Source organism: Lentihominibacter faecis, assembly GCF_014306095.1.
GTDB classification, from domain to species: domain Bacteria; phylum Bacillota; class Clostridia; order Peptostreptococcales; family Anaerovoracaceae; genus Lentihominibacter; species Lentihominibacter faecis.
Genome location: NZ_JACRWC010000080.1, coordinates 1 through 12404, shown reverse-complemented (window position 1 = coordinate 12404; position 12404 = coordinate 1). Strand labels below are relative to the sequence as shown.

Genomic DNA, 12404 nt, shown 5'->3' with positions numbered 1-12404 from the left:
CTCGATACCGCTCCAGCATCTGATCCGCATCAAGTCCTTCTTTCTTCATTTCTCGCACCATCTGTATCCTGTCTTCGCAGCCCTGCTGAAACTGCATCCAGTACTCCTCATTGAAATCCTGCGGGATCAGTCCGAAATGAGGCAGGCAGATGTATTTCGCACCGTATCCCCTGCACTTTTCCAGAGACGTCATGGCATCTGCAAAGCTTTTTAAAATAGGTGTATTGATAGCAAGCCCGGCTTCTACTATGCCCGTACTTTCGCTGGTGAACAGTATCCCGTCCGGCTCCAGCGCATAAGCCATGGAACAATCGGTGTGTCCCTTCGCCTCGATCGCCTGGATCGTTTCATCTCCCAGGCTAACCATATCACCGTCTTTCAGTGCTATATCCACCGCCAGATCATCTACTGGGATTTCTTCCTTACTATCCGGCCTATAAAGATCCCGCGCCGCAGTCCCCAGCTTCTTCATCAGCACCTTTGCATTAGGTCGCTGCAAAATCTCCTGGCAGTGTGTGCTGCCGTATACGATCACCTCCGGGAAAGCCCGCCGGATATATGGAAGCGCTCCCATATGATCGTAATGAGAATGAGTCAGAAACGCAAAATCCAGCGTGTTCCGTCCTTCCTCCGCCAACTTGTCCTTGATATTTTTTACCACATCACCGCCGCAGTAAGCCATGCCGCAATCAATGATCGCAGTCTTCTCGCTTCCTATGATGAGGATCGCTTCGCCGCCGCGTCCCGCCGTCACACGGTACTGTTTTCCCGGGAACGCGAATCGGTCGAAACCATCCCCAAACACATTAAATATTTCGATATCGTCCTTCACATTTTCCTCCTGAGTTTTCATATCTGTGCGGGCATTCTCATGGCCCGGATCCTGCGAGGGCTGTACCTCGCATATATCGGCTGCCTTCGCCTCTATTTAAAATTCTTCCGGTCGCCCCGATCCACCACGATCTGAAAGCCTGCCGATGCCACACGGTTTTCCAGGCATCCGCGGCATTCCGCCGCTTCCTCACCTGTGCAGATCTTATTATCATAAAGACTGTACTTTTCCCGCACGCCAACCGGCGACAGATTCGGCATCACCACGTTGGCTCCGGCTAAAAGACCCAGTTCACGCCCGCTTGGATGGATCGTACCCAGCGCTGTCGTCGCAGGTAAAAGCACCTCCGGAAACAGATGTCTTAAAATCGCCACCATCCGCAGGCAAAGAGTCAGTTCTCCGCTGGTAAACTCCCGAAACGGCGTATCCTGATGGGTAATAAAAGGACCGATCCCGATCATATCCGGCTGCAGCTCCTGTAAGAAGCGCAGATCGCTGATGAGATCTTCTGTCTTCTGATATGGCGATCCCACCATAAATCCCGATCCGACCTGATATCCGATTTCCTTCAGATCCCGCAGACATTGCATCCGTTTTTCCTGCAAAAGCTCCGCCGGATGCAGCTTCCTATAGTGTTCCGCTCCCGCCGTCTCGTGGCGGAGCAGGTATCGGTCAGCGCCTGCATCAAAATACTTTTGATAACTTTCCCGGGACTTTTCACCCAGTGAAAGCGTCACAGCGCAGTCCGGAAATCGTTTCTTTATTTTTCCTACGATGTCACAGATCCGCTCGTCCGTAAAATACGGATCCTCACCGCCCTGCAGCACAAAAGTCCGAAAACCCAAGTCGTAACCGGTCACGCAGCATTCCAGGATCTCCTCTTCAGAAAGCCGGTACCGCTGCGCCTTCTCGTTGCTCCTGCGGATCCCGCAGTAATAGCAGTCGTTTTTACAGTAGCTGCTGATCTCGATCAGCCCCCGGATATACACATCTCTGCCGTAAGCTTTTTCTCTTATATCCACTGCCGAAGCAAACAGCTCCTTGTCGTAACCATCCGTTTCGATCAATTCCTTCAGCTGCTCATCGGTCAAGTTTCTTTTCTCTCGTAACTGTTCGATCAATTTGCTCATATCGTATTCCATTACCCCATTTCTGCTGTGAATCTGCAGATTGCAGATATAGCTATTTTATCACGGAACTTGCGAGAAAGGAAGAGATTGCGCAGGGATTCTCGCTGAGAAGATGCAGAAGTATTCTTCATGAGACTTCAGTGAGGAAATGCCGCAGACTCAATGGACGTTGAGATAGAATATCCTATTTCTAACCTGAAAAGCTTGTTAGGATATTATATGTTGATCCAAACAAACTCCTAACAGAAAAAATACCCTGATTGCAGGTGTTACACCTCGCTCAGGATAGTAATCGTATCATGATCACTGTTTTTACAGCCATGACCCCTGTATATCTCGCATATATCTCGTAAAAAACCGTTGCGAATAACCTGTGACTCCATCTAAATGAAAATCGTGGTATTTTTACTGTTCCAAATCCTGCTTCCCCGGCGAAAACTATCCCCAAGCATAACTCTCAAAAGCATTCACGTTATTTTTAATGTCCGACGGAGATTTCATCTTTATTCCATGAATTATAGACAATTAACCTGAAAGCGCCTCCAAACTCCACTGCTTGCCGGCACCTATCAGCTCGCTCTCCGCCACCCTTCCCACAAAAAAACAGCCCCTCAGCAGAGCATTTTCACTCTGCCGAAAGACTGTTCTTTTATTTCGTGTTTTATTCTGTCACAGCTTGCACCGTCAAAGCATTAGTTTACAGAAAACTACATTCCGTCGCCTTGCTGACGATCTGCACCGTGATCAGTCCAACATTTCCTTACGCTGTCGGATTTGCAGGCTTAGGAAGTCTTTCTACGATGACGTTCATCAGACTGTCAGTACACTTGATCGGATCTGCGAACTTGGCATCGCCGATCACAGCCAGTCTTGCATCATCTGCCGGTTTCAGCACACCGCCCAGAACTTCGTCTACGACTGCATACTTGTAAGCCGGAACTTCATCGTTCATGGCAACAGAGATATCTTCTGTGTTTTCCCACTCGTAATCCACTTCGAATACGTGCGCGATCTCAGCAGCGATTTCCCAGTTTGCCAATTCCACATCTTCTTCGATGGCAGCCTGTACCAGCTGGAGTCTTCTCTCCGTGTTGGTGTAGGTACCATCTGTTGATGCGAATCCAGTTCCCGGGATCACAACGTCCGCCTTAGCAGCCAGAGCTGTCATGTGCGTGTCGCTTACTGCCAGGAATTCCAGGGCATCTGTATCGATATCAGCCTCTTCACCGAAGACTACCAGGGCTTTTACCCCTTCCAGTTCTTCTGCACCGGCTGTGATTCCCAGATCAACAAGACCCTGAGAGTTGTTCTTCGCCTTGACCTGCAGGATACCGTCTCTCGGTGTACCGATGTGTCCACTTACCAGAGCGATATCAGCCAGCAGAGAAGCTGCTTCTGTTGTGATCAGATTCTGGTTGAATACGATCATAGCCTTCTTCGCTTCCAGATACATGTCAGCGACAGCCTTTGCATCATCACTTGCCGTAACATCCTTAACGCTTGCTGCGAACTCTTCATAGCCGTCAACGCCTGCACCCCTGCCGCTGTCAACAACTGCCTTTGCGACCTCTTTCAGGAAGCTCAGATCGTTCTTCGTGTAGACAGCCTTGTTCAGGAAATCAATGTGCTGCACGTAATCTTCCGGATTTACTAAAACGACTTTAGCTCCTGCTTCCGCAGCCTGCTTCATCTTCAGCTCGATCACCGGATTGTCCGTTGTATTGAATCCAACAGCCAGGATCATATTCGTGGAAAGCAGTTCATCGATAGTGTTCGGGGAAGCATCGAATCCCAGAACGTCAGCGATACCGCTTGCTCTGTTGTTCATGGAGAAGATCTTCGCACCCATAGTTTCAGCCATCTTCTTGATAGCAAATGCTTCTTCGTTGGTATATCTGTCGGAAACAGCAACGCCGATCGCGTCCTTTCCGTATTTCGCGCCGATGGACTGACATCTCTTAGCGATCAGTACCAGAGCTTCGTGGTAGTCAGCTTCGCGGAAGTCGCTGCCGGACTTGATCAGAGGTTCTTCCAGCTTGTTTTCCAGCATGGAGCAGTCAAATCCCCATTTACCTTTTCCGCAAGCCAGACCTGCATTAACAGTTCCCTGCTTGTCCGGGTTCGCCTTGATCAGCATGTCGCCGTAAGATTCCAGCTTCAGACTGCAGCCTACGGAACAGTAAGAACATGTCGTGTCAGTTTCCACTGTATCTACCGGAGTTTCCTTGATCATCGTAGTACGTTCCTGCAAAGCGCCCGTCGGACATACGCTGACGCACTGTCCGCAGGATACGCATCCGGATTCGATCAGCGGTTTTCCCATGTTCGGTTTAACCACTGTGTCGAAGCCTCTGTGTACCAGACCCAGCGCACCTACGCCCATGATCTCATCGCAGACTCTTACACACAGTCCGCACAGGATACACTTGTTCGGATCTCTTACAATGAACGGATGATCATCTTCGAATTCGATAGTGTTCTTATCTCCTGCAAAGCGGTCCGGCTTCACATCGTACTGATGAGCCAGGTCGATCAGCTTACATTCGAAGTAATCGTGGCATCCGCATTCCAGACATCTGGAAGCTTCAGCTTCTGCCTGCTCTGCCGTGTAACCGTCAGGAATAACTTCGCTGAAGTTGTTCTTTCTTTCTTCTGCGGAAAGCTGCGGCATCTCAGGTCTGCATTCTCTTTCTCTGTCTTCGAAAGTCTTTTCGTTGATGTCGTCTCTTTCTACAAAGTAAGGTTTTTCGTAGCGGATGATCTCGCCGTCCAGGTATGCATCGATAGATTCCGATACTTTCTTTGCATCAGCAATCGCTTCTACCGCGATAGAGATCTTGTCGTTACCGCAGTCTCCGCCGGCGAATACGCCAGGCATGCTGGTCATGAACGTTTCTTTATCGTATGCGATCGCATTCTTTCTCGTCTTGTCACAATCGAAGATAGAAGCATCAACAGCCTGTCCGATTGCCAGGATCATCGTATCGATAGCGATGGTTTCCGTCTTGCCTTCTACCGGGATCGGTCTTCTTCTTCCGGAAGCATCCGGTTCACCCAGTTCCATAACCTGCAGAACGACTTCCTTGGCATGGCCGTTTTCATCCTTGATGACTTCGATCGGGTTGGTCAGGTTCTTGAAGATCACGCCTTCTTCTTCCGCCTCTTCGATTTCCACCATGTCAGCCGGCATTTCATCCTTGGTTCTTCTGTAAATGTTGTAAACTTCCTTGGCTCCCAGTCTTACAGCTGTTCTGCAAGCGTCCATGGCTGTGTTACCACCGCCGACGATCGCAACCTTTTCGCCAAGTTCGATTTCTTCGTTTCTTACTACCTTGCGCAGGAAGTCGATACCGCCGATCACACCGTCAGCATCTTCGCCCTTGCATCCAACGCCTGTGGAGATCCATGCACCGATTCCCAGCAAAACAGCATCGAAGTCTTCACGAACTGTTTCAAACGGGATATCTACACCGATCTTAGTGTCTGTGATGATCTCCACGCCCATCTTTTCGATGGTCAGGATCTCTTCATCCAGAACTTCCTTCGGCAGTCTGTATTCCGGAATACCGTAACGGAGCATTCCTCCAGCCTTCGGCATGGATTCGAATATAGTCACATCGTGACCCTTCTGACGCAGGAAATATGCAGCAGAAAGTCCCATAGGACCACCACCGATAACAGCGACTCTCTTGCCAGTTGCCGGTTCACATTCCGGAATGAAAGCTTCCTCTCCCATCAGATCGTTGTCAGCAACGAATCTCTTCAGCCACTGAATGGAGACCGGTTCGTCGATCAGTCCTCTTCTGCACTTTTCTTCGCATGGATGCGGACAAACTCTTCCCAGTGCTGCCGGAAGAGGGATCTTGTCCTTTACCAGTTCCAGAGCTGCTTCATATTCCCCGTTTGCGATCAGACCAACGTATCCCTGACAGTCAGTCTGTGCCGGACATGCCAGTACACATGGAGGTCTGCAGTCTCCCGTGTGATTGGAAAGCAGCAGTTCCAGGTTCGTCTTTCTGGATTCGATAACTCTCTCAGTATTTGTACGGATCACCATGCCCGGAGCGATTACCGTCGCACATGCCTTGCACAGTTTCGGATTGCCTTCCACCTCGCACATGCAGATGCCGCAGGATCCGTAGATCTTCGTTCTTTCATCGTAGCAGAGAGTCGGAATGAAGATGTCATTTTCTCTGGCAACTTCTAAAATAGTCTGGCCAGGAAGTCCTTTGACTTCTTTGCCGTTGATATTCAGTTTAAATTTTTCCATTGTTGTTCCTCCTCCCTATTTCTTTTCGATCGCGCCGAACTTGCATGTGTCTAAGCACTTGCCGCACTTGATACACAGATCCTGGTCGATAACGTGTTTTTCCTTGACTTTGCCGGAAATCGCACCAACCGGGCAGTGTCTTGCGCATAACGTACATCCCTTGCAGGCATCGTTGATGCTGAAAGAGATGAGTGCTTTGCAGGATGCAGCCGTACACTTCTTGTTGTAAATATGATCTTCATATTCATTGCGGAAGTATTTCAGCGTCGTAAGAACAGGGTTTGGAGCTGTCTGTCCGAGACCGCACATGGAGCCGTCCTTGATCTTGCCGGCCAGTTCTTCCAGGAGTTCGATGTCGCCATCTTTTCCCTCGCCTTCTGTGATTCTTTCCAGGATCTCCAGCATTCTCTTGGTCCCGATACGACAGTAGTTGCACTTACCGCAGGATTCGTCTCTCGTAAAGTTCAGGAAGTATCTTGCCATATCTACCATGCAGGTATCTTCATCCATTACGATCATACCGCCAGATCCTACGATAGCACCTGTCTTGTTGATATCTTCGTACGTTACAGGCGTGTCGATAAGCTCAGCCGGGATACATCCGCCGGAAGGTCCGCCCATCTGAACAGCCTTGAATTCTCTGTCATTTTTGATGCCGCCGCCGATACCGAAAATAACATCGCGCAGCGTCAGACCCATCGGAACTTCCACCAGGCCGCCCTTCTTGATCTTGCCGGCCAGTGCAAATACCTTTGTGCCCTTACTCTTTTCTGTACCCATGGAACCGAAAGCAGCCCCACCGTTATATATGATCCAAGGAACATTCGCAAGTGTTTCTACGTTGTTGATATCCGTAGGTTTCTGCCAGTAACCCTTTGCAGCAGGGAAAGGAGGCTTAAGACGCGGCATACCTCTTTCACCTTCCAAAGATGCGATCAGAGCTGTTTCTTCACCGCATACGAATGCACCGGCACCAGCCTTGATCCGCAGATCGAAATCGAATCCGCTGTCGAAGATGTTCTTGCCCAGGAAGCCCTTTTCTCTGGCCTGAGCCATAGCGATCTCCAGTCTCTTGATCGCAAGAGGATACTCCGCACGGCAGTAGATCACGCCCTGAGTTGCTCCCATAGCGTATCCGCCGATGATCATACCTTCAATGAGGGAATGCGGATCGCCTTCCAGAACGGATCTGTCCATGAATGCACCCGGGTCACCTTCGTCAGCATTGCATACCAGGTACTTTTCATTGCCCGGGCTCTGCTTGGCAGCATTCCACTTGAACCACGTCGGGAATCCGGCACCGCCTCTTCCTCTCAGTCCGGAGACCTTGATCTCTTCGATTACTTCTTCCGGCTTCATGGAAGTCAGCACCTTCTCGATAGCCTTGTATCCGTCTACAGCGATATAATCCTCGATGTTTTCCGGATTGATCACACCGCAGTTTCTCAAAACGACTCTCTGCTGTTTGCCGACAAATTCCTTGTCCTCTTCTGTAATGGCCTGATCTTCTGCCACCTGATGCTGCATCAGATGCTCCTCTACGATCTTTTCGACCTTATCCGGCTGTACCTTGACGTATCTCGTCATTTTGCCGTCGTCATCATATACGTCCACGATCGGTTCCAGATAACAAGTACCTACGCATCCGGTCACTCCGAGCGTTACATTGCTGATATTCTTTTCTGCGATCTGTTTTTCAAATTCCGCAGCCGTTTTCTTGGCACCTGTGGCAATACCGCAGCTGCCCTGTCCGATTACTACTCTCACACCTTCACCTCCTAAGCTCTTTCTCTGATTTCACCGAGGATCTGCTTTACGGAATCCTTCGTCAGATTGCCGTAAGTCTCATCGCCCTCAACGCTCTTGATCATCATAACAGGAGCCAGCGAGCAGCATCCCAGGCAGGCAACGTTGTTCAAGGTAAAAATACCGTCTTCCGTTGTTTCTCCGTCCTTGATGTCCAGGTACTCACAAATGGCTTCTTCGATCATTTCGGAGCCGTTAACGTGGCATGCAGTACCCTGGCAGAGCATGATCAGATACTTGCCGACAGGCTTCAGTCTGAACTGTGCATAGAAAGTGGCAACACCATAGATCTTAGCAGGTTTAATGCCGGTTTCTTCCGAGATGTAGTTGATAGCATCTAAAGAAAGGTAGCCGTAAATATCCTGAGCCTTCTGCAGGATCGTGATCAGACTCCCCGGCACTTTTGCATATTGCTCCAGTACAGGCGCGAGATCTTTGAACTCGGCTGCTCTGTTCTGCGCGCAATTGCAGTTACAACCTTTTTCACTCATGTTAGTTCCTCCTAAAAATAATTTTACATTTATATCATGCGAACAGAATAATTGTAACAAATGTTCTGAAAAAAAGCAACTACACAAATCGGTTTTTTTGTTTTTTTCAAAACTAGTTACATCGTTTAAATTTCAATGGTTTTTCCAGTAGGTTTTCTCGGCATGCATTTCCCTTTTCATGCAAAGCCCCCCGCACTTCACATTACGATCTTGCGAAAAAAAAGAAAGGCACCCAAGGTGCCTCCACTCTCTAAAACTCTATGCCCGTGCTGATTCCCGCCTTTTCTGCAAAACCCATCCATCCGGGCTTTCCCATTTTGGAACAAGTTTGCGGTACATTTATGGATATTCTTTACAGCTTTGCTATGAAGTATTCCAGCGCCAGCTGACCGTCAAAAAGTCCCGTCTTGATATGCTCATCCACCTGATAAGCCTCCGACAAAATATTTTTCAGGTAACTCACCGAGCAGTTTCCACCCACAGCAGCCGCTTTCTTCACCCTGAACTGGTGCACTCCCAGCTTCTTCTGTACCTGCGTCAGATTCATACCATTCTCCTTCATCTCCTTGATAGAAAGGATCAGTTCCAGCTGTCCGGTGATCATCCGCAGCAAACTGAATACCGTAGTCCCCGATTCCAAAAGATTATAAAGAAGTCGCAGCGCCTCGTCCTTACGATTCCTGCCAATAGCGTCCAGCATAGCGAACACATTGTTTTCCGGATTGACGGAAAGCACGGCGCTCACGTCAGAGGCCGTGATCTCCTCACCGCTGTATGCAATGACTTTCTTTAAATCATTGTCCAGATTGTAAAGGCTGTAATTGATCGCCTTGTTGCCGTAGCCGCTGTTTGAAATGATCGCCGAGACCACCGACGGCCGGTAGTTCTTGCCGCTGGCTCTCAGTCTCTTTTCGATAAAACCGTGAAGCTGCTTGTCCTTCAAAGGCTGAAAATCGTAAACCTTTCCGCACTTTTCCACCGCTTGCCGTATCACATTTTTCTTCGGTTTCTGTTCTTCCTGATCCGGCACGCACATAAGTAACATACTGCCCTCCATCACCTGAGGAAGGTACTCCGCCAGCGCCTTGCAGTCTGATTCCGGGAATCCCCGCACAGCCTTTCCTGCCGCCGGAAGAAAATCGGGTAAGAAAACGACCTTTCGCTCCGACATCAGACTGACGGTTTCCAGCCCTTCCCTGATCCGTTCCAGGGTAAGGCTGTCCCCCTCCAGACGCACCAGATCCAGGGCACGACAGGCGTCCGATACATACCTGCGAATCAGCGTCTGCGCATACCACTCTATCAAATACTCCTCGCTGCCGCAAAGAAGCACGACACGCGGGACTTTCCCGCCTTTCAGATCCTTTTCGATTGTAATAAAAGCATGTTCTTTTTCTCTATAATCCATTGCCATGATCTTCGTCTCCTGCCGTTTATTATACCGTTAAGGGAGCATTGTGACAACCTCTAACCGCTTTTTACCGGCTGCCGTATCTCCTTGCCGGCAGGAAAAACCAACCGCGCCCTGCAGATCGTTGCGCCAGATCCCGGCTTTCATTCGCTGATAATTCTCTATGATCTCACCGTTGGGATGACCGTAATTGTTTTTCCCTACCTGAAACACTGCTGCCTGCGGCTTTGCATAACGTGCAAAATCCTCCGACCAGCTGTACCGGCTTCCATGATGCGCCACTTTTAGCAGATCTGTTTTAAGACCGTTCCGATACTTTGCCGCCAGCCGGTCTTCACACGCAGCATCGATATCCCCTGTCGCCAGCAGACTCAGCCCGCCCGCATGGATCTTCAGGATCAGACTGGTCTCGTTTTCATCCTCTTCTTCAGAACCCTGCCCCTTCTTTTCTCCGGCACTCGACCCGTTATCCGTACCGAATCCCTGCCTCCTTTTCTGCAAAGCCGTCCCGGCATCTTTTCCTGCTTCCGGCCATAAGACCTCCACTCGCTCTGACATATTTTTTGCAAAGCCCGCATCGTTCATCACACTCTTTGCAAAGCCCGCATCGTCCAGCGACACGGTCTGTCCGGCACGAAGAAACACCAGATCCTCCGCAGACATCCCGGTTTCCTGACAGATCTGCCCGGTCTTATCCCGGTTGCCCTCATAAAGAAACAGCTTCTTCACCATCCCTTCCCGGCACAGCTCCGCAACGCCCTTGTAATGATCCGTGTGTAAATGAGTGACAAATGCCCCATCCAGCCGTCGCACACCGTTTTTCAAAAGATAAGGTTTCAGCGTTTTCTTCCCCAGATCATAATCGATTTTACCGCCGCCATCCACCAGATAATTTTTACCGTCCTTCGCCTTGATGTGCATGCAGTCTCCCTGTCCCACATCCACGAATACAATAGAAGCATTTTCAAATCCGGTGGCGGTCACCTGCCCGAATATCGCCGCTGCTGCCAGGCATAAACAAATCAGTGCAGCTACGGCTTTCTTCCGTTTCCGCAGGATCAGAAGACGCCCTTCTTCCGACAAAAACAAGAGCAACAACAGGTAATATCCCGCCAGTAATGCGCGCGGCGGACTTGTCACTTCAAATGATGTGACACCTTTGATACAGGTCATACTGTTGCAGCTTGTCAGCAATCCACACAATCCGTCTATAGCCTGTCCCATGATTTCTATAACGGGCTTGAAAGCAACATTGAGAACAAGATCCACGCCTGATACCGCAGTCGGTTCCAGCAAGATCAGGCTCAGGGCAAATCCTCCGATCCCAAGCGGAACCAGAAATCCCGCCAGGAAAATAATCGGTACATTGATGAACACCGCAGCTAAAGACACATAGTTGAACACATAGGCTGTGTACGGCAAAAGTCCCAGCTGCACCACACCGCTGGACAAAAATATACCTTGATAGAACTTTCGAAAAAAAGGCGCCGCAGCAGAAAGTGTCAGAACTGCAAGAAACGACATCTGCAGACCTGTATGGAACAGCTGCATGGGATTTTTCAGCAGGATCATAAGAAGTACTACAAAGGAAGCCGAGCCAAGATCGTACCTCAGATGCCGCACCTTTGCATACAGATGCAGAACGATCATGACCGATGCACGCACGACAGAAGGCGAAAAGGACGCCAGGAAGCTGTATCCGATCAGCACCATCGTCACCATCCAAAAGTACAGCCATCCTTTTTTTCCTCGCCAGAGTTTTCCCAAAACGCCGTACAGGATCCCGATATGCAGTCCGCTGACTGCCAGGATATGAGCTGTCCCGTTGCGCTGAAACTCTTCCAGTGTATCCTCTTCTATCTCCGTTTTTTCGCCGAACAATATACCGCGCATCAGCCCTGCTGCGGACTCTCCAGCGGTACCCTTCAGCTGGTGCAGATATTGCTCCTTTTGCTGAAACAGCCACCCTTGCAAAGAATGACTTTCTTCTTTTATATGGATAGTCTGCGCAGTCATGACCCGCTCTATCCCGATGGTTTTCAAATATAACTGATAATCAAAGCAGTTGGGATTACGCCGGCCTGGCGGCAGCTCCACTTTGCCTGTGATACGAAGCTGCGTGCCCGGTGAAGCGGGAGTCAGATCAGAAAAGTCTGTCCCTCTATCCGGATACTGTTTGACCAGCAGCCTGACCGGTCTCTCATACCAGCGGCGGGGAACTTCCTGTTCGCCGATCCGTTGTACCCAGACGGTCATCTGCAGATATTCATCCCCGCTGCCGGAAGTTCGGATGCTGCTGTTCAAGACCGTACCAGTGGCGGTAGTGGTCATAACTCCCCCGGTTTCTTCCAGCTCCGCAAATGGATCCCTTTGCAGTTCATATAACTGGACATTGACCAGACTCACAACATAAAACACCATCAGGATCGCTGTACCTGTCTCTTATACACATCTCCGAGCCCAC

7 protein-coding genes are annotated in these 12404 nt (G+C 49.8%); all 7 read right to left on the bottom strand.

Annotated elements, in window-relative coordinates; genetic code table 11:
* A partial coding sequence (locus tag H8876_RS06415; protein WP_249287042.1) for an MBL fold metallo-hydrolase occupies positions 1 to 832 on the bottom strand: 832 nt, incomplete at its 3' end.
* 92 nt (positions 833 to 924) lie between these two features.
* Positions 925 to 1962, bottom strand: a complete 1038-nt coding sequence (gene hydE, locus H8876_RS06410) for a [FeFe] hydrogenase H-cluster radical SAM maturase HydE (protein WP_249287041.1) — start codon at positions 1960 to 1962, stop codon at positions 925 to 927.
* Positions 1963 to 2722: 760 nt separating this feature from the next.
* Entirely contained in the window at positions 2723 to 6232 is a 3510-nt protein-coding gene (locus H8876_RS06405; protein ID WP_249287040.1) for an FAD-dependent oxidoreductase, read from the bottom strand.
* A gap of 15 nt (positions 6233 to 6247) precedes the next feature.
* Entirely contained in the window at positions 6248 to 7999 is a 1752-nt protein-coding gene (locus tag H8876_RS06400) for an NADH-quinone oxidoreductase subunit NuoF (protein WP_346727844.1), read from the bottom strand.
* Between the two features lie 11 nt (positions 8000 to 8010).
* The gene (nuoE, locus tag H8876_RS06395) at positions 8011 to 8529 is read right to left on the bottom strand and encodes an NADH-quinone oxidoreductase subunit NuoE (RefSeq protein ID WP_249287039.1); all 519 of its coding nucleotides are present in this window, start codon (positions 8527 to 8529) and stop codon (positions 8011 to 8013) included.
* Between the two features lie 352 nt (positions 8530 to 8881).
* The gene (gene holA / locus H8876_RS06390) at positions 8882 to 9943 is read right to left on the bottom strand and encodes a DNA polymerase III subunit delta (protein ID WP_249287038.1); all 1062 of its coding nucleotides are present in this window, start codon (positions 9941 to 9943) and stop codon (positions 8882 to 8884) included.
* Positions 9944 to 9973: 30 nt separating this feature from the next.
* Positions 9974 to 12361, bottom strand: coding sequence for a ComEC/Rec2 family competence protein (locus H8876_RS06385; RefSeq protein ID WP_249287037.1), 2388 nt, complete (start codon positions 12359 to 12361; stop codon positions 9974 to 9976).
* Between the last annotated feature and the right edge of the window lie 43 nt (positions 12362 to 12404).